The organism is Paenibacillus litoralis (genome assembly GCF_046244365.1).
Classification (GTDB): Bacteria; Bacillota; Bacilli; order Paenibacillales; family NBRC-103111; genus Paenibacillus_V.
In genome coordinates, this window is sequence record NZ_CP176395.1 from 6,508,020 (window position 1) to 6,529,555 (window position 21,536).

General features: G+C 55.2%; 20 protein-coding genes. 12 read left to right on the plus strand and 8 right to left on the minus strand.

Annotated features, from left to right (window positions below; genetic code table 11):
• Positions 1-209: 209 nt before the first annotated feature.
• The 5 genes from ACKGJP_RS27510 to ACKGJP_RS27530 all read left to right on the plus strand — a co-directional run bounded on the left by ACKGJP_RS27510 (position 210) and on the right by ACKGJP_RS27530 (position 7,427).
• Positions 210-1,802 carry a response regulator gene (locus tag ACKGJP_RS27510; RefSeq protein ID WP_409341978.1) on the plus strand — a complete coding sequence of 531 codons (1,593 nt, stop codon included), beginning with the start codon at positions 210-212 and terminating at the stop codon, positions 1,800-1,802.
• 35 nt (positions 1,803-1,837) lie between these two features.
• A complete protein-coding gene (locus ACKGJP_RS27515) occupies positions 1,838-3,643 on the plus strand; it encodes a histidine kinase (RefSeq protein ID WP_409341979.1) in 1,806 nt (601 codons plus the stop codon).
• 428 nt (positions 3,644-4,071) lie between these two features.
• Positions 4,072-4,932, plus strand: coding sequence for an ABC transporter permease (locus tag ACKGJP_RS27520; protein ID WP_409347264.1), 861 nt, complete (start codon positions 4,072-4,074; stop codon positions 4,930-4,932).
• The gene (locus tag ACKGJP_RS27525; protein WP_409341980.1) at positions 4,926-5,786 is read left to right on the plus strand and encodes a carbohydrate ABC transporter permease; all 861 of its coding nucleotides are present in this window, start codon (positions 4,926-4,928) and stop codon (positions 5,784-5,786) included. Before ACKGJP_RS27520 ends, ACKGJP_RS27525 begins: the two co-directional genes overlap by 7 nt.
• Positions 5,787-5,876: 90 nt before the next feature.
• On the plus strand, positions 5,877-7,427 hold the full coding sequence (locus ACKGJP_RS27530) for an extracellular solute-binding protein (RefSeq protein WP_409341981.1): 1,551 nt from the start codon (positions 5,877-5,879) through the stop codon (positions 7,425-7,427).
• A 1,237-nt stretch (positions 7,428-8,664) separates the two neighbouring features.
• On the opposite strand, the gene ACKGJP_RS27535 is transcribed toward ACKGJP_RS27530, so the two are convergent.
• Entirely contained in the window at positions 8,665-9,297 is a 633-nt protein-coding gene (locus ACKGJP_RS27535) for a YcnI family protein (protein WP_409341982.1), read from the minus strand.
• A 278-nt stretch (positions 9,298-9,575) separates the two neighbouring features.
• Between ACKGJP_RS27535 and ACKGJP_RS27540 the strand changes: the two genes are divergently transcribed.
• Positions 9,576-10,319 (plus strand): response regulator transcription factor, encoded by a 744-nt coding sequence (locus ACKGJP_RS27540; protein WP_409347265.1) that lies wholly within the window; start codon positions 9,576-9,578, stop codon positions 10,317-10,319.
• Entirely contained in the window at positions 10,309-11,784 is a 1,476-nt protein-coding gene (locus ACKGJP_RS27545) for an ATP-binding protein (RefSeq protein WP_409341983.1), read from the plus strand. The genes ACKGJP_RS27540 and ACKGJP_RS27545 overlap by 11 nt, the downstream gene beginning before the upstream one ends.
• A 133-nt stretch (positions 11,785-11,917) precedes the next feature.
• On the opposite strand, the gene ACKGJP_RS27550 is transcribed toward ACKGJP_RS27545, so the two are convergent.
• The 3 genes from ACKGJP_RS27550 to ACKGJP_RS27560 form a co-directional block, all read right to left on the minus strand.
• A complete protein-coding gene (locus ACKGJP_RS27550; RefSeq protein WP_409341984.1) occupies positions 11,918-12,754 on the minus strand; it encodes a VanW family protein in 837 nt (278 codons plus the stop codon).
• Positions 12,755-12,767: 13 nt separating this feature from the next.
• On the minus strand, positions 12,768-13,178 hold the full coding sequence (locus tag ACKGJP_RS27555) for an NUDIX hydrolase (RefSeq protein WP_409341985.1): 411 nt from the start codon (positions 13,176-13,178) through the stop codon (positions 12,768-12,770).
• 228 nt (positions 13,179-13,406) lie between these two features.
• Entirely contained in the window at positions 13,407-14,273 is an 867-nt protein-coding gene (locus ACKGJP_RS27560) for a sugar phosphate isomerase/epimerase family protein (protein WP_409341986.1), read from the minus strand.
• A gap of 202 nt (positions 14,274-14,475) precedes the next feature.
• Between ACKGJP_RS27560 and ACKGJP_RS27565 the strand changes: the two genes are divergently transcribed.
• Positions 14,476-14,697 (plus strand): cysteine-rich CWC family protein, encoded by a 222-nt coding sequence (locus tag ACKGJP_RS27565; protein WP_409341987.1) that lies wholly within the window; start codon positions 14,476-14,478, stop codon positions 14,695-14,697.
• A gap of 114 nt (positions 14,698-14,811) precedes the next feature.
• Here ACKGJP_RS27565 and ACKGJP_RS27570 read toward each other — a convergent pair whose 3' ends face one another.
• Positions 14,812-15,657, minus strand: a complete 846-nt coding sequence (locus ACKGJP_RS27570; RefSeq protein ID WP_409347266.1) for a YitT family protein — start codon at positions 15,655-15,657, stop codon at positions 14,812-14,814.
• Between the two features lie 19 nt (positions 15,658-15,676).
• Positions 15,677-15,928 carry a hypothetical protein gene (locus tag ACKGJP_RS27575; RefSeq protein WP_409341988.1) on the minus strand — a complete coding sequence of 84 codons (252 nt, stop codon included), beginning with the start codon at positions 15,926-15,928 and terminating at the stop codon, positions 15,677-15,679.
• A 169-nt stretch (positions 15,929-16,097) separates the two neighbouring features.
• Here ACKGJP_RS27575 and ACKGJP_RS27580 point away from each other — a divergent pair, with 169 nt between their 5' ends.
• The 4 genes from ACKGJP_RS27580 (at position 16,098) to ACKGJP_RS27595 (ending at position 19,833) form a co-directional block, all read left to right on the plus strand.
• Entirely contained in the window at positions 16,098-16,793 is a 696-nt protein-coding gene (locus ACKGJP_RS27580; RefSeq protein WP_409341989.1) for a hypothetical protein, read from the plus strand.
• Positions 16,790-17,872, plus strand: coding sequence for an NAD(P)H-dependent flavin oxidoreductase (locus ACKGJP_RS27585; RefSeq protein WP_409341990.1), 1,083 nt, complete (start codon positions 16,790-16,792; stop codon positions 17,870-17,872). Before ACKGJP_RS27580 ends, ACKGJP_RS27585 begins: the two co-directional genes overlap by 4 nt.
• A gap of 152 nt (positions 17,873-18,024) precedes the next feature.
• Positions 18,025-18,927, plus strand: coding sequence for a LysR family transcriptional regulator (locus tag ACKGJP_RS27590; RefSeq protein WP_409341991.1), 903 nt, complete (start codon positions 18,025-18,027; stop codon positions 18,925-18,927).
• 99 nt (positions 18,928-19,026) lie between these two features.
• The gene (locus ACKGJP_RS27595) at positions 19,027-19,833 is read left to right on the plus strand and encodes a histidinol-phosphatase (RefSeq protein ID WP_409341992.1); all 807 of its coding nucleotides are present in this window, start codon (positions 19,027-19,029) and stop codon (positions 19,831-19,833) included.
• Between the two features lie 57 nt (positions 19,834-19,890).
• On the opposite strand, the gene ACKGJP_RS27600 is transcribed toward ACKGJP_RS27595, so the two are convergent.
• Both ACKGJP_RS27600 and ACKGJP_RS27605 read right to left on the minus strand, forming a co-directional pair.
• Positions 19,891-20,979, minus strand: coding sequence for a GGDEF domain-containing protein (locus ACKGJP_RS27600; RefSeq protein ID WP_409341993.1), 1,089 nt, complete (start codon positions 20,977-20,979; stop codon positions 19,891-19,893).
• A 105-nt stretch (positions 20,980-21,084) separates the two neighbouring features.
• Positions 21,085-21,525 (minus strand): GtrA family protein, encoded by a 441-nt coding sequence (locus tag ACKGJP_RS27605; RefSeq protein ID WP_409341994.1) that lies wholly within the window; start codon positions 21,523-21,525, stop codon positions 21,085-21,087.
• Positions 21,526-21,536 lie beyond the last annotated feature (11 nt).

A 21,536-nucleotide genomic window follows, 5' to 3' on the forward strand; every position in this document is an offset into this window, starting at 1 on the left:
CCTCTTCCAGCCGCTTTGCCGTGCTGCGAGAATCATACTCGCGTTTTCGTCCGGAATTCATACAAATTAATCGTTTTTCGGTATATTCCGATACTCGAAAATTTGATAACATTTTTAGTATGCACGCTTTCCTGGGAAGCCCTGTTGACGGGTATGACGGAGGGCTTGCGCAAGAAGAGAGGAAGCGCGCAACCAAAGGGGGACGAAACATGCCGAACGAACCGCTCACCGTACTTGTTGTCGATGACGAACTGCTTCTCCGCGACGAGCTTCGCCGGTTTCCGTGGGAAGCCCACGGCATGGAGCTGATCGGCGAAGCGGAGAACGGCGAGGAAGCGCTCCAACTGTGCCGCGCCTCGTCGCCTGACATTGTGATTACCGATATCACGATGCCCGTGATGGACGGAATCGCGCTGTTCCGTTCCTTGAAGGCGGAGCTTCCTTATACGCAGGTCATTTTGCTGACCTGCCATTCCGACTTTACCTACGCCAGAGAAGCCGTAAGACTCGGCGCGATTGAATATTTGGTCAAAGTGACGATGGACGACGAAGATTTGGCTCGGGCGCTGTTCAAGGCCAGAGAAGCGATCGGCCGTGATCGGTCGCTGCGTCAGAACGAGCGGGATAATGTACGCTGGGAGCTCTCCGAACGGCTTATGCCCCTGATGCTGGATTCCGCTGACGTTAGGGATGAAGAATCTGCCTTTGCTTCCGCCATGTCCGCGTTTCGGCTCAGCGCGCCGGTCGGCGTGAGCATGCTGCGTACAGCGGCGCGCGGCAGCAGCGGTCTGTTCGTGCGGCGTGAAATTCGCCAAACGCTTCTTAAGCTGGAGCATCCTGTCCTGCCTTTCCACTGGGTGCCTGTCGAAGATAACGCCTACCTGCTGCTCGTTCGGGAAAACAGCCTTTCCGCCTCCGCCTTCAGAACCTTGCTCGAATCGATCATCGCGGAATTGTACGGGACGCTGAACCGCCATACCCCGTTTCTCGGCGATACGATGCGCATCTACGCCGTCATCGGCGATACGGCATGTACGGCAGGTCAGTTTGCGGCAAGCCTCAAAAATGTTTTCCCCGAACGGGCGGAATGTTTTTACGACGGCGAGAGCCGGGTGTTTTACGGAAAAGGCCGTCAGCCTGCCAGGTTGACCGAAACCGTTGCCGACGAGCTGGCGGAGGCGCTGCGCAAATGCCGGATGAACGAAGCACCGCTATACGAAACCGTGCGTACGGCGCTGACGGAAGGTGCGCTCAAGCATACCGTATCGCCCGACGATTTGAAAACGCTGTCAATGAACTGGCTAATCGGCTGGTGCCGGGAGCTCGGCATCCTCAAAAACCGGAGGGAGCTTCAGCCGGTCGAAGACGCGGCCACCCTTCAGGAGCTTATCGCCGTTCTCGCCCACGAAGCCGAGTCGATCGGCCGCGGCAAGAAAAGGATGCGCAAGGAGATCGCCGATGCGAAGTCGTATATCGACGAGCATTTGGAGCAGCCCGTCACGCTAACGCTGGTTGCCGATCACGTCGGGCTGAGTCCGCATTATTTAAGCCGGCTGTTCCGCGAGGAAATGGAAATGACGCTCAGCGATTTCGTTACGAAGCAGCGTATGGAGAAAGCCGTCCATCTGCTCAAAACGACCTCCCTCAAGGTTTATGAAGTCGCCAATGCCGTCGGCATTCCGAGCTACCGGTATTTTACCGCCGTATTCAAGGAATGGGTCGGGGTGGCTCCTAAGGATGCAAGGGCAAGCGCCGCCCGGCTTCCCGTATTCGCAGACGACATCGGGAGCAAACGCATGTAACGCCAGACTGACATTACGCTAAAAGGATGGTCCGGATGAACGTGAAAAGATGGATACGCTACAGGAGCTGGAGCTTGGCGACAAGGCAGTTCCTGTTTTTGTTTTTTGCCACTTTAGCGGTGTTTATCGTGCTCGGCTATACGAATTACTATCGTGCGGCCGACCTGTTCAAGGAGCAGATTTTGGACGATACGAAGCTGATTGTCGCACGGACCAACCTGTTTCTGGATTCCTACCTCGATACGAGCCAGAATATCCTACTCCTCCTCTCCGCGCGGGAAGAGCTGCTCGAGTACGGCAAGGAAAAAGAAATGGAGGACTACATGCGCTCCATCGCGCAGAACAACAGCACGATTATCAAGACGCTGTATATCGTGGCGGACGACGGAAGGGTGTTCTGCAACACTCAGATTTACTATGAAATCATGGGCAATCCGATGCTGCCCAAGCTCTACGACCTCGCGCGGCAAAATTACGGCGCCTCCATCATCAGCCAGCCGTACGACTCTCCCTTGTCCGGCCGAACGGTCGCTATTACACGCCCGATTTCGAACAAACAGCGCAGCGTATCCGGCATCGCCGTCGTCGAGCTCGATCTCGATAAGCTCAATCAGAAGCTGTCGGAGCTTACCGCCACGAGCAACCAGTCGTTCGTCCTGCTTTCGGATAAAAATTTCGTCGTCACCTTCGACAGGGAAAGCGACCTGCTGCCTCATAAGCCGCATATATACCGGGCGGAGCTGCCGGACGATTTCGTCGCCATTCTGGCGGACATGCCGGCGCGGGACAACCCGCTGGACAGCCCCGGAGGACCGCTTCTTACGGTCAAATCGGGCATGAACCGGCTCGGCTGGACGATGATCGCCTTCATGCGCGAGCAATACGTGTATCAGAATATTTCGATTCTGTATGACAATTACCGGAACGCGGCCATCGTCTGGATTACGATCCTGCTCTTTATCGCTTTCATGATGTCCCGGCATTTGACGAGACCGATCCGAACGCTTGTCGCCAAGATGGACCGCGTGCGGGATATGGAGATGGTGTCCAGCCTGCACGTGAATCGCGACGACGAAATCGGGCGGCTGGCCCGCAGTTACAACGCCATGATGGAGCGGATCCGTAACCTGCTGATGGAAACGAAGCGGATGGAGACGCGCAAAAAGGAGCTGGAGCTGAAAATGCTGCAGAGCCAAATCGCGCCTCATTTTCTGTATAATACGCTGGCTTGTATCGGAAGCCTGGCGAAGCAGCATAGGACCGAGGAGGTCAAGGAAACGATCCGGGCGCTTGTCGGCGTCCTTTCCTTCAGCTTCGACAAGACGAGCGAATTCGTTTCCGTTGAGAAGGAGCTGGAGGGGCTGGAAATGTATTTGTATATTCAGAAAACCCGTTACGCGGACAAATTCGACGTGGTTTGGAAAATCGATCCGAAGGCGCTCTCCTGCTCCGTTCTCAAGCTGACGCTGCAGCCGCTCGTGGAGAACGCCATTTTTCACGGGATCGTGCCGAGCCGCCGCAAGGGCGAGCTGCGTATCGGAGCGGCTCTGCGAAACGGCTTCTTGTGCTTAACCGTCCGCGACAACGGCGTCGGGATCAAGGCCGAACGGCTCCGGTCCGTTTTGAACGAACGAAGCCCCGCGGTATCTTTTTCGGGCGACCGTTTTACCGGCATCGGCTTGAATAATGTTAACGACAGGCTGCGCCTTCATTTCGGGGAATCGTACGGCCTAAAAATTCGAAGCCCCCAATCCGGGGGAACCGTCGTGTTTATTAAAATTCCCGCAGCGCCGATCGGGACGAACAGGTCGGACGGTACAAGTCTTTCGAATCCGGAATGATGACAAGAAAACCGAATCTGCTATTTTCAAGTTTGGGCAGAGAGGATGCAGCCGCTTTGATCCAAGAGAGACTGGACAAATAAACGTATCCTTCGGTCGCTTTGGAAGCCCCCCTTAGCCTGTTATTGTTCTCTTGTGCGAGTTAAGCTAAGCTGCTTCGCGCTTTCCATCCGTTTCTCAGCATAAAGATGACAAATTATCTTACATTATTGTCTGTTTTATGTATATTTGTTCCCATTTCCCTCTTGTTATAATGAACATGTTATCAAAATGTATGCGGTTACAAACACACGCGGCATGCGTAATAAGAGGTGATCGATCTGGAACAGAAACCGGCCTTCCTTCAGTCCCGGGCCGCCGCGGTCGGCAAGTCGTCCGGCATCCTGCAGCTGCTCGTCCGCATTTGGCGGTTCAAGCCGCTGTATGTGATGCTGCTGCCCGGCGTCGCGTACTATGTCATTTTTCGTTACATTCCGATGTACGGAGCGGTTATCGCCTTCAAGGATTACAGCATCGTCGACGGCATCCTACGAAGCCCGTGGGCGGATCCTTGGAACAAACATTTCCTCACCTTTTTCAACTCGCCTTACTTCAGCCAGCTGCTGACCAATACGTTCCTCATCAGCCTGTATAAGCTGATCTTCGGGGTCGTGCCTCCGATCATCATGGCGCTGCTCCTGAACGAATGCCGGATCCGCTGGTTCAAATCGCTCGTGCAAACGCTGACCTACATGCCCCATTTCTTATCCTGGGTCATCATCTACGGCATTATGCTCGCGCTGCTTTCGCAAAACTCCGGCCTCGTCAATCACTGGATCAAAGATTTGGGCGGCCAAACGATACCTTTCCTGACGTCGACAACCTACTTTCGCTCGCTGCTCGTCGGCTCGGAAATCTGGCAAAATCTCGGCTGGGGCGCGATCATTTACTTGGCCGCGATGGCCGGCATCGATCCGACGTTGTACGAAGCGGCCCGGGTCGACGGCGCAAGCCGGCTGCGCATGATTTGGCACATCACGCTGCCCGGCATCCGAAGCGTCATCGTGCTGCTGCTTATTCTCCGGCTGGGGCACATTCTCGACGCCGGCTTCGAGCAAATCTATATTTTGTACAACATTCAGGTGTATCCCGTCGCCGATATTATCGACACTTGGGTATTCCGGACCGGCATCCAGCAGTTGAACTTCAGCGTCGCCTCCGCCGTCGGCCTGTTCAAAGCGGTGATCGGCTTCGTACTCGTCATTGCAGCTAACCGGATCGCCAAACGTATGGGGGAGAGCATATGGTAAAAGGAATCGAAGACAGGCTGTTTAACGCTCTGGTAGTCGTCATTTTGCTGCTGTCCGCGGTTGCCGCTCTGTTCCCGCTTCTGTACGTCTTATCCGTTTCGCTTACGCCGTTCAGCGAGGTACTCAAAAACGGAGGCTTTCTGCTCATCCCGAAGTCGATCACCTTTGACGCCTATCACAAGCTGCTGACGGAATCGAACATTCCGGACGCCTTCTGGGTCACGATCATCATCACCGTCGGCGGCACGATCTGCAACCTGCTCGTCACCGCTTTGATGGCTTATCCGCTGAGCCGCAAGCAGCTGCCTGGCCGGAGTCTTTTCCTCCTTATGGTCGTGTTCACGATGCTGTTCAGCGGCGGCATTATTCCGACCTACTTGACGGTCAAATCCGTAGGCTTGCTGAATTCGCTCTGGGCGATGATCATACCGAGTCTCGTATGGAGCTTTAACGTCCTGATCATGAAAAGCTTCTACGAGAATCTTCCCGAGGAGCTGTTCGAATCCGCCCGCATCGACGGGGCCAAGGAATTCCGGATTTTATGGAGTCTTGTCGTCCCGCTTTCCGTGCCGGTTACGCTCACGGTCGGACTGTTTTATGCGGTCGGTCACTGGAACGAGTTTTTTCAAGCGATACTTTATGTGACCGACCGCACCATGTTCCCCTTGCAGGTCGTCGTCCGCGAAATCTTGATTCAGACGCAGCAGCCGCTCGAGAACGCCGAGAACATGACCCCTACCGAAACGCTCCAGATGGCTTCCGTCGTGCTCGCGAGCTTGCCGATTATCGCCGTGTATCCGTTCATCCAGAAGCATTTTACGAAAGGCATGCTGCTCGGCTCCATCAAAGGTTGATTCCGGAATCCGCCTGACGTTTACCTGCAGGAGCGTCCGCGGCCGGTTCAATATAGATCAATATTCCTAAAGAATAGAGGGGTTTACGCTATGAAAAAAGGGAAAGCGCTAACTTCCGCAATGATCATTCCGTTCCTGGCAACCGGGCTGCTGGCAGGCTGCTCAAGCGGCGGGGAGAAAACGACAACCGGCGGCACGACGACCGAAACGCCCAAAAGCTCGGTGCCGGCCAAATCGAGCGAACCGGCCAAGCCGGTGAAGCTGGACATCATCGAAACCGGCAACAACCTCCCGTCGCAGGACAAAGATTTCATCAAGCAAGAGCTGGATAAAGCTCTGAATACGGATATTAACCTAACGGTATACGCATCGGGAGACGACTATAAAAACCAGCTGAACGTACGGCTCGCATCCGGCAACTTCCCCGATATGTTCCAGGTGTCCGACCGTGCGATGCTGAAGCAGTTCGCCCAGCAAGGGCTGCTGCTCGACTTGAAGCCGTACTTGGATAAGCTGAAGCCGGCTAAAGACTTTATCGGCGAGGACAGCATCAAGAAAGGAACCGTCGACGGCAAAATCGTAGCGATCTCGAAAGCCCCGAACATTCCATACAACACCTACTGGATTCGTAAGGATTGGCTGGATGCGCTGAAGCTGCAAATCCCGACGACGCCGGATGAGCTGCTGGCGGTTGCCAAAGCTTTCGCCGATCGGGATCCGGACGGCAACGGCAAGAAGGATACGCTCGGATTGACCGGCGGCAAGCTGGGAACGTTCGCACCGATTTTCGGCGCTTACGGGGTAACCGATCCCGGATCGTTCTCGGTCAAGGACGGCAAGCTGGTCAATTCGCTGTACGATCCGGCGATGAAGGATGCGTTGGCATTCATCAACAAGATGATCGCCGCAGGCGCCGTAGATCCCGAAATTATGGCCAACAGCGGCTTGCAGCATCAGGAAAAAGCGATAAAAGGACTCGCGGGCATCGTCTACATCGACTGGCCGAATATGTCGAAGGAGCAGTTCACCGAGCAGATTAAGAAGGTCAACCCGAACGCGAACTGGGTGCAAGTAGCTGCGCTCAAGGGTCCCGGCGGACAGTTCGAGGGCAACTACGACATCGGCGGCTCGTCCGGCCTCTACGCCATTCCGAAAGCGCTCGAAAACAATAAAGAAAAGCTGCAAAAGGTTATCGACCTGATCAACTACGTCTCGGTCAAAGACGGCTCGATGCTCGTCCAGTTCGGCGTCAAAGGGAAGCATTACAACCTGGAAGGCGACAAGGTCGTGCCGACCGACTTGATGGGCAAGGAAGCCAGCTACACCTGGCTGTACCAATTTACGGGGCGCCCGGAAATGACTTACTTGCAAACGAAGTTCGCTCCGCAGGCAGCCTTCATCGAATTCGCCAACAAGCAGCCGCGGAAGCAGACGCTGAACGGCTTCCTGACCGTACCGGACGGCTATAATTCGGCCGATGCGAACCGGTTTCAGGAGGAGGAGCTCGTCAAGTTCATTTACAACAAACGGCCGCTCGCGGAATACGACGCCTTCCTCAAGACGATGGAAACGTCCATGAATTACAAAACGTTCCTCGACTCGGCCACCAAGCAGCTTCAAGAGCTCGGGTACGGCAAGTAAAGAGCTTTTGGAATAGAAGTGAACTTCGCTGCAGCATTTGAAGCATCATGGCTAGGCATACGAGTTAAAGCAAGGCCAGGCATATGAACCAAGCAGGCTAGACGTCCGAACCAAGCAAAGCTAGGCATCCGAACCAAGCAAGGCTAGGCATCCGAACCAAGCAAGGCTAGGCATCCGAACCAAGCAAGGCTAGGCATCCGAACCAAGCAAGGCTAGGCATCCGAACCAAGCAAGGCTAGGCATCCGAACCAAGCAAGGCTAGGCATCCGAACCAAGCAAGGCTAGGCATCCGAACCGTTATCGGCTCGGATGCCTTTTTTCGCCGAGGCTCTTTGTGGGGAGGGGCGAGACATTCCCACCACCGCTACTCCACTCTCCGCATTCACACTTCCCCACCATCGCTACTCCATTCTCCGCATTCACACCTCCCCACCAACACTACTCCTATCTCCGCATTCACACTTTCCCACCACCGCTACTCCTCTCTCCGCATTCACACTTTCCCACCAACACTACTCTACTCACCGCATTCACACTTCCCTTCCATCGCTACTCCTCTCTACGCATTCACACTTTCCCACCATCATTACTCCACTCTCCGCATTCACACTTCCCCACCAACACTACTCCTCTCCCCTCATTCACACCTCCCCCCCCCCTCGCTACTCTACTCTCCGTATTCACACTTTCCCACCACCGCTACTCCGCTCTCCGCATTCACACTTCCCCACCATCGCTACTCCTCTCCCCTCATTCACACCTCCCCCCCTCGCTACTCCTCTCACCGCTTTCACACTTCCCCACCATCATTACTCCACTCTCCGCATGAACACTTCCCCACCATTGCTACTCCACTCACCGCATTAATACTCCTTCGTCGACTATCCACATTACGGCGTATATTGTACTTTCTACAACAATTTGGCTTAAAAATTTGCCTTTCCCCTTCTACTGTTGTATTTTTTACAACATTTCCGGATGAAACGGTCGTTTTTAGCGAGATTTCACCTAAAATGCTGCTAATTTTACAACATAAGTAACAAAAAATGCACCACCCGAGCTAAAGTATTGTACACAATACAACATAGCGCTGCTCCAATGGACCTTCCCCCCTCACGATAAAAAACAAAAAGAACCCGCATCACCACATTTACAGTAGTGTTGCAGGTTCTAATTGTTCTACATCATTTATGCTCTGCTCTGACGAGCATTGGAATCCTCTTCCTCAAGCGAATGCTTATTTCGCTTTCTTCGTCAGCGCTACTAGCAGCGCCAAGGCGCCAAGCACTAGACCGGCAATCGACAAGTACAGCGGCAGTTGCGATTCCGCTTTTTCCTCGGCTGCGCCCGCTGCCGGTGCCGCCGTCGTGTTGCCGTGGCTGTCGGTAGCGCCGCTAGCAGGCTTCGCTTTCACGGCCGTAACCGAAGCAGGCGTCTTCGCATCCGGAGCGCCCGTCCATTCGACGACGGTGCCGTTCTTATACGTTTGGTACGCTTTCCACGTGATTTGCGAAGCGGTGTCGCCCACTTTGCCTTGTACGTTGAACTCCACGAATTCGGTCGCCAGGATGCCGGTATCCGTCGCTGTCCAAGTGATGCCCGTTACTTTGCCTTCCCCGTCCTTGGCGATTTCGTATTTCCAGCCCGGCTTCGGTTCTACGCGGGAAACGGCTACATCGTTGGCGGCAAACTTAAGTTCCACCTTCGTCGTCGGGCTTTCTTTATCCTCGCTTGGGACGCGTACCGTGAACTTCTCGTACGCCCCTTGCGTGGCATCCTTCGGAAATACGGTGACGTGTGCGCTTACGGCGCTTGCCATCAGCATCATCGCGAGCAGGCTGGCAAACAATAAAACAGGAAGCTTTCTCATTCTACATCAGACCCTTCTTTAACTGGTGTTGGCGGACGAAGTCGTTCTTTCCATGTTCCCCGTCCTCGGCTACAATCAGCATATCGGAAAGCGATACGTGCAGCATGACTCGAAAGGGCTATTTGTGCTACGAAATTGTGAACATTCCCATCTATTTCGCTCGGAATTTAAGTTATTCAATTAAGATAAGTTTAAGAATTCTCTCTCCCATTTGTTAAGAACTGCGCGTTATACTAAACGATATCTTCACAATGAAACGCGGTAGCTTTGCCGATTACATGCGGGGGCCTCTACCGTTTCTAAACGAAAGCGAGTGTGAGCATCCTTTGGCTAACGAAACGATATTGCTGGTCGACGATGAGAAGGATATCCTCGATCTGCTCGACATTTATTTGAAGAACGACGGCTATCGCACGATTCACGCCCTCAACGGCTTGGAAGCGCTCGATATTTTGCAGAAGCAGGAAGTCGATCTGATCATTCTGGATATTATGATGCCCCGGATGGACGGTATTCAGGCGTGTCTAAAAATCCGCGAGCAAAAAAACATGCCGATCATCATGCTTTCCGCAAAGAGCGAGGATATGGACAAAATTTTGGGACTCAGCACCGGAGCCGACGACTACGTAACCAAGCCTTTCAACCCGCTTGAGCTGCTGGCGCGCGTCAAATCCCAGCTCAGGAGATATACGAGATTGAACGTCTCCGCTCCGCACAAGGAGCATGAGATCGAAATCGACGAGCTGACGATCAACACGGCCACTCATGAGATAAAAGTCGACGGGCGGGACGTCAAGCTAACTCCGCGGGAATTTGCCATCTTGGAGCTGCTTGCTCGCAACCGCGGCATCGTGTTCAGCATCGAGCGCATTTACGAGAACGTATGGGGGGAATCGTTCTTCGAATCGGACAATACCGTCATGGTGCACATCCGCAAAATTCGCGAAAAGATCGAAGAAAGTCCGCGCAAACCGAAGTATATCAAAACCGTTTGGGGGGTCGGCTACAAAATTGAAACTTAATATTTTTCCGTTCAACTGGTTCGGTGACCTCACCCGGTTCGCCGTCCGCATAGTCAAATCGGCGAGAATCAACATGCAGCGAAGCGTCCGGCTGCAGCTTATTTTTACGTTTGCGGTTTGCGTGGCGGCTACACTGCTCGCTTACTCGATCAGCAACTCGTTTTTGCGCCAATTCAACGCGACGTCGACGATCCAATACAATACGTTCGAAGTCGAAAATATGGCGAGGGAGCTCGCGGATTATATCCGCTGGAACAACAGGACGGCGCAGGAATTGCAGGAGTACATCAACAGCCCCCGTTTCGACGATTCCTACAAAATCATGTTCATCGATCCCGAAGGAAAAGTCGTCTTCAAGAACGGCAAAGCGACGGAGACCCAGGTCGACGTTCACTCGCTTGTCCGCAACGCGATGGAGAGATCGAATTACGGCACGTGGTCGCGCGGCAAGGAAGTGACGAGCTTCTATCCGGTCGAGGTTCAGGGGCAAAAGGGCTACATGGTGATCAGCGGCGTTCCGGAGCCTTATTTGTCCACTCGCCACGAGGACTCTTCCCTTGCATTGCTTGCGGCAGCGGCAGCCTTCATCTTCCTGTTCTACTGGATGACGAAACGCAAAATGCGCTACATCGAAGAGCTGGCACAAGGACTGATGGAAATCTCGCGCGGCAATCTCAACTACCGGGTGGAGCAAAGAAGCAAGGACGAGCTTGGAACGTTAGCAAGCCATATCAACCATATGACAGGGGAGCTCCAGCGGACGATCGAGGAAGAGCGGCGAGCCGAACGGACCAAAAACGAACTGATTACGAACGTGTCGCACGACCTGAGGACGCCGCTTACGCTGATTATGGGCTATTTGCGGCTGCTGAAGGATAAAAACTTCGAAAACGAACAACAAGCCGATGCTTATGTAAATATCGCTTTCGGCAAATCGGAGAAATTAAAAGGACTTATCGACGACTTGTTCGATTATACGAAGCTGTCCAATCACGATATCCGGATGCATCAGGAACGCGTTTGCTTGAATGAGCTGCTGGAGCAGCTGTCGGAGGAGCTGGTCGGCTACGCGGAGGAGAACGAACTGAAACTGCGCCGTATTTTGCCTTCCGAGAAGCTGATGGTCACCATCGATGCGGACAAAATGATCCGCGTCTTCGAAAACCTGCTGACGAACGCGGTCAAATACAGTTTGAAACCCGGCGTCGTCACGGTCGCCATGACCCGGGAAAACGAGTACGTCAGGGTATGCGTAACCAATTTCGGCGATCCGATCAGCAAGGAGGAGCTCCCGAAATTATTCGACCGCTTCTACCGGGTCGACGCGTCCCGCACTTCCGCTACCGGCGGCACGGGCCTCGGCCTTGCCATCGCCAAAAGCATCGTCGATGCCCATAACGGCGAAATTTGGGCCGAAAGCGAAGCCAGCGAAATCCGCTTTTGCGTCCGCCTCAAGCTTGCCTGATCCACAAAGCCCCGGCTCGACATGCTCAATGTCGGCCAGGGCTTTTTTCATCAGGGCTTATGAACCCGATGCTCGCACGAAACCTGCCGAACGATTCGCCGCGAGCGAACAACGAGGGCAGGGACGCATGGGATCAACCCCGCTTCTCCTTATCCGAGCCTGATGCGAGCAGCGACGAATACATCATGAGCGCATGATTTTCCGTCACGTACTCGTCGCGTACCCGTTCCCCGCCGGCGCCGAATACGCTGCGGTGCAAGACGTTATGCCGCGTGTAGCCGCCCCAGGACTGCTGGGCGATCCGATGCTCTTTTTCGTAGATTTCATACGAGAACGGCACCGTGCTTTCGCTTCTCCACTCGCCGGCCAAGTGCGTCTCCGATAAAGCGACGCATAGCTGAAAGGCCTGCTTGGTCGGGTTGTAGATTTGCAGATCGACGTAATTGTAATAGCAGGTCGCCCCGCTCCCGAACGGCTGCGTCCGGTTGGCGTCGGGAAACACGTCGTAGCTGTGCCGGTGCCTCTCGGTCACGGCTAGCGGCGTATGCAGCGTCATCCAATAGATCAAATTGGACAGCTGGCACAAGCCCCCGCCCGTTCCTTCCGTAACCCGGCCGTTGGACAGGATCATCCCGTCCACATAGCCTTTGCGGCGCGTCGGCTTGCCGATCAGCCGCCAGTACGAGAACGTTTCTCCCGGCTTGACGACGATCCCGTCCACCGCCCGCACCGCGATCAGCAGATTGCGGACTTTGTTATGCTGCAGCCGCATGTCGACCTGGCTCAGCTTACGGAGAAGCGGCGTTTGGTGCCGGTAAGCGACAAAAGCCATTCTGGAGGAACCCCGCTCCCTAGCAAACCGGGTGCCGCCGGTTATCCATTTCGCATAACGCCTAAGACGAAAATAGCCGATTCCGAGCCAAAGTCTCAGCTTTCCCCGTTCAATCGGCTGTTTGGCCGTTTTGCCCATGCGCGGCCTCCCTTCAGACGCAATGCCTTTCCTCGAGTACGCCTAGCAGGAACGCCAGATCCTCCGGGAAGCAAAGCGGCAGAGTCCGCAGGTCGTCCGCCGATTTCCAGGCGATTTCGTGGATAAGCCCGTCCGGATCCTGGATGGTCGGCGTGCCTTCGACGATTTGACATTCGAAATAGCGCACCGTGTAGGCGATTCCGGAAAACTCGCCGCTTTTCTCATGAAGCCGCTTGCCTACCGCGACACGGTAGCCGGTTTCCTCCCACGCCTCGCGGGCGCAGCATTGCTCGAACGTTTCTCCCTCTTCCATGCCGCCCGACGGAACCGACCAGCGCTTCTCCTCCTCCGGCTTTCCCTGCAAAATCATGAGCATCTGCCCCTGCGCATTTACGCATACGGCTGCGGCGCCCTTCCACATCATCGCTACCACTCCTTCCCAATAATTCCATTATAATCGACCGAGAACCGGTTCTCTCCAAAACGTTGTGACGAAAAAAAGAACCATGCCGGGTTACCGTGCACGGTTCGCTTTATACTTGACCGGCTCATGCCGGTCTTCTTCCCAAGCTGCGGGACGAGTCCTCTACCGTTTACAACCGTTCGATCTGCTCATGATAAACCGGGCGTCTCACGGATTAGCCTCGGTTCCTTACAAACTGCGCAGCAGAGCCAGCGAAGCTTTCCCTTTGACGCGCAGCTCGTTCCAATCGGCGTACAGGCATTCGAGCGAGAGCCTTCCCTCGTAGCCCGAATCGCGCAGCGCTCCGATCAGCGCGGCAAAATCGACGCCTGGCGCGGCTTCCTCGACTTCGCCGCCAGCCTCCGGCCCGGCGGCTTCCCCCGGAAACTTCCGGTCCCGGTCGGCCAGATGAACATGCGCCAGCAAATCCATATCGACCGCCTCCGTAAGGCTGTCGAACTCCTCCCGTTCGATAAACATATGGTAGGAGTCGGCCAGCGCCTTCACATGCGGCGAATACTGCTTGGCGGCAAGCTCCGTCGCTTCCTCCAGCGTGCGAACCATGTTCGTCTCCTTGCGGCTGATATGCTCGACGGCAACGACGATGCCGTTATCCGCCGCATGGCGTTCGCACAGCTGCACGAAGCGCTCGATCTGCTCGAGTGCCGCATCGCGGGCGAATCCTTTCGGAGCGAAGCGCTGCTTGGCCCCGCCGAACACCGCAACCTCGCCGCCGAAATCGCGTACGGCGCGCATCGTTTCCTTCAGATGCGCGTCCAGCGCTTCCGGATCGGCATCCGGCCCGGCCAGCATCGCTCCCGGCGGAACAATGCTGTTAAACACGGGAGCCCGTAATCCGCTTTCCGCAAGAAGCCGCTTCGCCCGTTCCGTTTCGCCCGGCGCAAGCCGCGATACCGCCCATGACGGCAGTTCGATGAAATCGAAGCCCGCTTCGGCCGCCGCGGCAATTCCTTCCTCGAGCTGGCGCAGCAAGACCGCGCTTTCGTCCGCTTCTCCGTCCGCTCTCTTCATCAACAGGCAGCAACCAAAATTCATAACAAGTCCTCCCCAACCGATCTATATGAAACCGTCCATGATCCGATTACTATCGCCAAACTCCCCTTATTATAGGGCCCCTGTAATGAAAATACAAAGCGAAATGCGGCATCGGAAAGGTTCGTTCGCGGCTTGCGGCTTATAAAGGAGCCCATACCGATGCTATAATGGAAACTACCCTAATCGAAAGGCGGTGCTGAACGTGACGGATCAGACCGAACAAGCCAAACGCTGCCCGCTATGCGGTAGAGACAACGGCTGCGCCGTTCTCTCGGGCAAGCCGGTTGAAGCCTGCTGGTGCAGCACGGCGGGCTTTCCCCGCGAGATTTTCGAGATCATCCCCACCGAAGATCGGCGGAAAGCATGCATTTGCAGCGATTGTCTACGCGCTTTCAAGGACAAACAAGCGTCCCGGCAGCCATAGCAAAGTCCCCGCAACCCAACTCCAATATGGATTTTGTACATAGCCGCAGCAAAAAAGAAACCGGCCAATACGATTTCGAAAAACCGTACTCGCCGATTTCTTTTTGGCAGGTGATTAGTGAATATCTTTCTTCTTGAAGCGTCCGCCCTTGACGTCGTGGATATTACCCACCGCCATGAACGCATTCGAATCGATGTCGTCGACGATCGACTTCAGCTTCGCTTCCTCCAGACGGGTGATGACGCAGAATATAACCCGCTTGCTGTCCCCGGAGAAGCCGCCTTCGCCATGGAAATACGTAACGCCCCGGCCAAGCCGGTCAAGCAGCGCATCGCCGATATCTTTATAGCGTTCGCTGATGATCCAAACGGCCTTCGACTCGTCGAAGCCTTCGATCGTAAGGTCGATCATTTTGAAAGCGATATAGTAGGCGATCAGCGAGTACATCGCATGATCCCAGCCGAAGACGAAACCGGCGCTGCCCAGGATGAAAAAGTTGAAAAACATGACCACTTCGCCGACCGAGAACGGCGTCTTCTTATTCAGCAGAATAGCGACGATCTCCGTACCGTCGAGCGATCCCCCGAAGCGGATAACCATCCCGACCCCGATGCCCAATATGACCCCGCCGAAAACGGCGGCCAGCAGCGGATCGATCGTAAGAGGCGCAACCGGATGCAGCAATGTAGTGCCGACCGACATGATCGCTACGCCGAACAGCGTCGATATCGCGAACGTTTTCCCGATTTGCTTATAGCCAAGAAATAAGAACGGCAAATTGAGTAAAAATAGAAATAGGCCGAGCGGTAACCCGCTTAAATGAGATACGATAATCGAAATGCCGACAACGCCGCCGTCGATAATATTGTTGGGCACCAGAAAGATTTCCAGTCCGACCGACATGAGGGCCGCTCCGATCATGATGAAAAGCGCCCGCCTCGCAACCTGGGAAATACCCATCCTTTGGTGTTGAATCGGTTTATTCTTCTTCACTTGCAACGATTTCGACGTCATGCTCCCGCTTCCCTTCCTCTTCCGAATTCACCCCGCATAACCCGAACTCCGCCTTCAATTCCTTGATAATGAGTTCGTTTGCGGAAATTTGACCGAGCAGAAATTGACGCACCTCCTTGAATTCGGTTAGCTCCGATTGTTGGCAGTATGCCTTGCTTCGCACTCGAAGCCGTTCCAAATAATGCTCGATTTTGGCCTTGCTATAGGTTTGAGCCAAGACATTCATCCTTTATAACTTAATAATTATATATCTATCTATACTTTATTATATATTACTATGCATCTAATTACAAAATAAATCTCCCCCTAATCCCATCGCCTTTCATCCTGTTCTCCTATAGGGTAAAATTGGTACGAGAATCCGTATACGAAAGGAGTCCGACTACGTGCCGCTAACCATAGGCTGCCTGCACGCCCATTATTCCAATGCGGGATATTTCGAAGCGGCTGCTTCGCCTTCTATCCGCTTCCTCCACTTCGTTGAACCCGGCATAGCCGAACGGCTGGCTAACGATCCCGGCTTCGATCTAGAACAGGCCAGTGCCGGGCTGGCAAGCGCGCTCGCCTGGATCGCCTCCTGCGGTGCGGACGCCATACTTGTAACCTGCACCGAATATTGCGCGCTGCTTCCCGCTGCAGTCTACAGAAACATACCGCTCCTGCGTCTGGACGAGCTTTTCTTTCGCTCGCTTGACGCTGCCGAGAGGCCCGTTCACTTGGTCTTTACGAATCCTGGGACGGTCGAGTCCACGATGGCCAGACTGCTGGCATGGCATGAAGCGAAAGGCACCCGGCCGGATGCGACATTCGGCTTGATCGAAGACGCCTTCGCGCTGCTGATGGGCGGACGGCGCGAAGCCTACGCCGAGCGGCTGGCGGAAGGCCTAAGAACGGCGGCCGGAGTCGTTAAAGAAAACGGCGCAGACGGGAATGCGCGGCAGCTTGCCGTCGCGCAGCTGTCAATGTCGGCCGCCGGACAAGCCTTCGAACAGGAGTCCGGCATCCCCGTGCTGACCCCTCTTGAAGCCGTGCTCCACGCAATTTCCGAACTCGATTCCCTACAGGCAGGTGATCAACGATGAGCCTGGCGCTGTATACCGAATTGTGCCGGAAGCTGGGTATCCGGCTTCCGATCCTTCAAGCCGGGATGGCCGGCGGACCGACGACGCCGGAGCTTGTCGCGGCCGTTTCCGAAGCCGGTGCGCTCGGAACGCTCGGGGCGGCCTATATGAAGCCCGAAGATATCCGCACGGCTATTGCGGAGATTCGCAAAAGGACCGATAAGCCGTTCGGCGTCAATCTGTTCCTCTCCTCGATGAAGGACGACTGGAGCCGTTCCGCCGCCGTTCAACCGGTGCTGGACGGCATCCGGCGGACGCTTTCGCTGAAGCCTGCCGAGGGCGCTGCTCCTCCCGTGACGCCAGACTGGGTCGAAGCGCAGATCGCCGTCGTGCTGGAAGAGCAAGTGCCGGTCATCAGCACGGCTTTCGGCGTCTTGCCCGAGAGAGAAGCGGCGGAAGCGCACCGGATCGGCATGAAGATCGTCGCGATGGCGACGACCGTTAAAGAAGCCCGGATCGCCGAACAATCGGGTGCGGACATCATCGTAGCCCAGGGCTCCGAGGCCGGCGGCCATCGCGGGACGTTCGACGTATCCGCCCGACCGCTCGGCGCTAACGTCGGCACGTTCGCTTTAGTGCCGCAAATCGCGGATGCGGTACGCGTTCCCGTTGCCGCTGCCGGCGGAATTATGGACGGGCGCGGCCTTGTCGCCGCTCTCGCGCTTGGCGCGCAGGGGGTACAGCTGGGCACCCGGTTCCTTACCGCGGCGGAATCTGGCGCCCATCCCGCTTACCGGGCAGCGCTTCTTGCCGCCGACGAGGAAAGCACCACGATTACGACCGCCTTCTCGGGCAGGCCTGCGCGGGGCATCCGCAACGCCTTCATCCGAACGTTCGAGCAAGCAGGCGTAGCGCCGCTGCCGTTTCCGTCGCAGAACACCGCGACCCGCGATATCCGCAATGCCGTCGCCGAAGGGCATAACGCCGAATATATGTCGCTATGGGCCGGCCAAGGAACGCCGCTTTTGACCGACGGACAGTCCGCCGGCGAAATCGTCACGGACATCATGGAGCAAGCGCAGCGCTTGCTCCGGGGCTGACGCCTTTTATTGAACCGAGTCACAGTAAATGTTTTTTTGCCATTCACGCAAAAAATCGTTCTTAACGTTGCCTGCCCTTTTCGCTTGTCATATAATGATCTACAACATTACCGCGTTAACGGAACCGCTATCGCGAAAGGAGGCAACGGCGAATGAACATCAATCAGCTGGAAACATTCATTACCCTTTCCAAAACCATGAGCTTCCGTAAAGCGGGAGAGCTGCTCAATCTGACGCAGCCTGCCGTCTCTGCACAAATCAAAAGTCTCGAGGACGAATTCCAGACGACGCTGATCGACCGCAATCAACCGGTGACGCTGACGGACAGCGGCCGCGTTTTTCTCGATCATGCTTACAAAATCGTCCGAACCGTCGAAGATATGCGACAGCGGCTGGCGGATCTGGAGAACACGCCTCAAGGCCATATTCATCTCGGGACGACGACGTCGATCGCCATGCAAATTTTGCCGCGGGTGCTGTCGTACTTCCAAAATCAGTTCCCGATGATCAAGACGACAATCCATTCGATGCCGTCCTCGCAGATCATGACGAGCGTCGAGAACGGCGCTATCGATATGGGCATCGGATATTTATTCGAAAAGCATCCCGGACTCGAAACGTCCGTTCTCTACTACGACACGTTCGAGCTGGTCGTCTCGACGGATCACCCGCTCTCCCGTTACTCGCATACGACCGTAGAAGAGCTGCGGTACATCCCCTTCATCATGCTGTCGCCGGACACGGCGGGCAGACGGTTCGTGGATCAAATTTTCCAGAGGCTCGGCATCGTCCCGCAGGTCGTCATGGAGCTGTCGAGCAGCGAGGAAGTCAAGCGCATGGTGGAGCTGAACCTTGGCGCGGCGATCATCTCGAAGCTGTCGGCGGCGAACGAGGTCCGTCTGGGCACGCTCAAAATGATCCAGGTAAGCGAGCTCGAAATCAGCCACCCCGTCGGCGTCATTTACAAGTCGGGACGTTATTTGAACTCTGCGATGCAGCAGTTTTTGAGCGATCTGAAAGGAATGCCGGAAACCCATTTCATCGGCTCGGAGTAGCAGCCCGGAACGGTTGCCGGCATACGGTATCGGTTATACTAATTCGGTACGTTAGACGAACGGACATCATTTCCATTCAACGAATAGCGGAGGATTACCATGAAATTCGATCTCCATACCCATCACGAGCGCTGCGGTCATGCCGTCGACAGCATCCGCGATTACGTCGAAGCCGGAATCAAGCACGGGCTGCAGGTGATCGGCATTTCCGATCATTCCCCTTATTTCGCCCGGAAAGAAGATCATGCGGAGCCATGGATTGCGATGGCCAAAAGCGAGTTTTCCAAATACGTGGATGAAGTGCTGCGGCTGAAAGAAGCCTATAAGGACAAAATCGAGGTGCTGCTCGGCGTCGAATCGGACTTTTTTCCCGAGCATGCGGATGTATACCGTGCCGTATACGACAAGTACCCGTTCGACTATATTATCGGTTCCGTGCATCAGACGAACGGAGTCAGCATTTTCAATAAGAACCGCTGGAAAGGCCTGTCCGAGGCGGAAAAAATCGGCGTCAAAGAAACCTATTACGACCAGATCCGGCAGTCGGCGCAGTCCGGGATGTTTCAGATACTCGGACATATCGACGCGATGAAAGGGTTCTATCCGTCTTTCTCGTCCATTCAGACGAAAGCGGTCGAGGATACGCTGAAAATAATAGGCGAATGCGGCATCGCGATCGAAATCAATACGTCCGGCAGCACGAAGGATTGCGGCGGCTGGTACCCGTCCGACGACATTCTTGAGCTGGCTCTTCGTTACGGCGTCAAAGTGACGTTCGGCTCGGACGCTCACAAGCCCGGCCGCGTAGGCGACGAATGGGAGCTGGTAGCCAAACGGCTTAAAGAAATCGGATACCGCGAATGGGTATTTTTCCGCCAAAAGCAAGAAGTCGTCGTCCCGCTGTAAGGTTTCCTGCGCAAACGAAAGCCAGCTTGTCCTCCTCCGAGGACCGGCTGGCTTTCGTTATTTGCGTCCCTTCAGCGCGGCGCTGCCGCACACCCGGTTCCGGCCGAGCCTCTTGGCTTCGTAAAGCGCTTTATCGGCTACCGCCAGCAGTTCCCCGGCCGAGGTGTTCGGATAAGAGGCTACGCCGACGGATACGGTCACGATCATGCGTTTTCCGTCCTGCAGCCGAAAGTCGGACGACTCCGCCGCTTGCCGAATGCGTTCGGCAATGTCGAGCGCTCGGTCATGCGGACAATCCGGCAGCAAGACGGAAAATTCTTCGCCCCCTATGCGCGAAATCGTATCCTGATTGCGCGTCATACCGGAGAGCATGCGTCCGAATTGGGAGAGTACCGCGTCCCCTGCGCCATGGCCGTACGTATCGTTGATTTGTTTGAAATAATCGATGTCGAGCAGCAGCAGAGAAAGCGGTTGCCCGCCCGCATAAACGCGCGCCAGCGCCGCCTGGTACGCGGTGTTGAACGAACGGCGGTTGTTCAAGCCGGTTAAGAAATCTTTCCCCGAAGCATCCTTCAGCTTCATCAGCGTAGCCGTGGAACGGTTCAGATGATCGATCAAATAAGTCGTGAAATAGCCGCCTCCGACCCCTACCAGCAAATAAATCGGGAGGTAGTCCATGCTTTGGAAACCGAACGAATACGTCAGGCTTGCGCTGACAACGACTGCGAACACGGCCAAAAATATCGTCCAGCGGCGCCATAAAGACTGCACGCGTTCGGCGACCGCGCCGGCAATCAGTCCGTATACGATGATGCTGACGCCTCCCGTAAGAGCAGGATGGCTTAATCCCCCGAAGAATAAAACCCTGCCGAGCGCGACGACAAGGCCGGCAGGAAGCGCTGCGGCAAAACCCCCGTACTGGGCAGCAACCATGACGGCCAAATAACGCAGATCAAGGCGCGTAAATCCGTCAAGCTCTATGCTGTAGCTCATCAGCACGATTCCGAAGCCGCCGCTCAGCAAGCCGAAAAACAGCTTCCGCGGAATCGAGGCGTCCCGGTCAATCGGGCGGCTTCGAAAAAGCTGGCTGACCACAAACAAATACGCGGTAAGCAAAGCTACATTGGCAATTAAATTTTTGAGCACGTTCCACCTGCCTGTTCAATCGCTTTCCCGGATGACTGACTCTCGTTAGCAGAATGTTAAAGGTGGGCCTGGACTAACCGGCCGACCTCTTGTTGCCAAAAAAGACTATGCCGCCGGCTTTTGCGAGTGAAATACCCACAGACGGCTTCCCGCAAAATTTACGACCAGCGTACAAGCTGTCGCCACGATCTTTCCGAGCCCTGCGGGCATCCCCATTCGTGTGACCAGCACGTAAAGCAGGCCGATTGACAGCAGCAGCGTTGCGCCGTTCAGGACGATAAAACGCACGATTTGCTTCCGTTCCGACTTCGGATGGTTGCCGGCGCTTCCACCCGCTTGGCGGAACGTCCAGTTCCGGTTCCACAAGTAGCTGTTGAGCATCCCGCATGCGTAGGACAACGTCTGCGCAAGGATGTAACCGACTCCCAATCCGGTCAACGCAAAAAAAACGGCCATGTCGATTCCGGTGTTGAGCAGCCCGACGATGTTGAACTTCAAAAATTGCAGCAAGCCATGCCGCTTCGTCTGCGGCTTGTTAGAATCCATTGCGTCCATTG

What these genes read in the sequence shown, in the direction of transcription:
- ACKGJP_RS27510 (WP_409341978.1), top strand. Translation starts at nt 210, where the DNA reads ATGCCGAACGAACCGCTCACCGTACTTGTTGTCGATGACGAACTGCTT.
- ACKGJP_RS27515 (WP_409341979.1), top strand. Translation starts at nt 1,838, where the DNA reads ATGAACGTGAAAAGATGGATACGCTACAGGAGCTGGAGCTTGGCGACA.
- ACKGJP_RS27520 (WP_409347264.1), top strand. Translation starts at nt 4,072, where the DNA reads ATGCTGCTGCCCGGCGTCGCGTACTATGTCATTTTTCGTTACATTCCG.
- ACKGJP_RS27525 (WP_409341980.1), top strand. Translation starts at nt 4,926, where the DNA reads ATGGTAAAAGGAATCGAAGACAGGCTGTTTAACGCTCTGGTAGTCGTC.
- ACKGJP_RS27530 (WP_409341981.1), top strand. Translation starts at nt 5,877, where the DNA reads ATGAAAAAAGGGAAAGCGCTAACTTCCGCAATGATCATTCCGTTCCTG.
- ACKGJP_RS27535 (WP_409341982.1), bottom strand. Translation starts at nt 9,297, where the DNA reads ATGAGAAAGCTTCCTGTTTTATTGTTTGCCAGCCTGCTCGCGATGATG.
- ACKGJP_RS27540 (WP_409347265.1), top strand. Translation starts at nt 9,576, where the DNA reads ATGCGGGGGCCTCTACCGTTTCTAAACGAAAGCGAGTGTGAGCATCCT.
- ACKGJP_RS27550 (WP_409341984.1), bottom strand. Translation starts at nt 12,754, where the DNA reads ATGGGCAAAACGGCCAAACAGCCGATTGAACGGGGAAAGCTGAGACTT.
- ACKGJP_RS27555 (WP_409341985.1), bottom strand. Translation starts at nt 13,178, where the DNA reads ATGATGTGGAAGGGCGCCGCAGCCGTATGCGTAAATGCGCAGGGGCAG.
- ACKGJP_RS27560 (WP_409341986.1), bottom strand. Translation starts at nt 14,273, where the DNA reads ATGAATTTTGGTTGCTGCCTGTTGATGAAGAGAGCGGACGGAGAAGCG.
- ACKGJP_RS27570 (WP_409347266.1), bottom strand. Translation starts at nt 15,657, where the DNA reads ATGGGTATTTCCCAGGTTGCGAGGCGGGCGCTTTTCATCATGATCGGA.
- ACKGJP_RS27585 (WP_409341990.1), top strand. Translation starts at nt 16,790, where the DNA reads ATGAGCCTGGCGCTGTATACCGAATTGTGCCGGAAGCTGGGTATCCGG.
- ACKGJP_RS27590 (WP_409341991.1), top strand. Translation starts at nt 18,025, where the DNA reads ATGAACATCAATCAGCTGGAAACATTCATTACCCTTTCCAAAACCATG.
- ACKGJP_RS27595 (WP_409341992.1), top strand. Translation starts at nt 19,027, where the DNA reads ATGAAATTCGATCTCCATACCCATCACGAGCGCTGCGGTCATGCCGTC.
- ACKGJP_RS27605 (WP_409341994.1), bottom strand. Translation starts at nt 21,525, where the DNA reads ATGGATTCTAACAAGCCGCAGACGAAGCGGCATGGCTTGCTGCAATTT.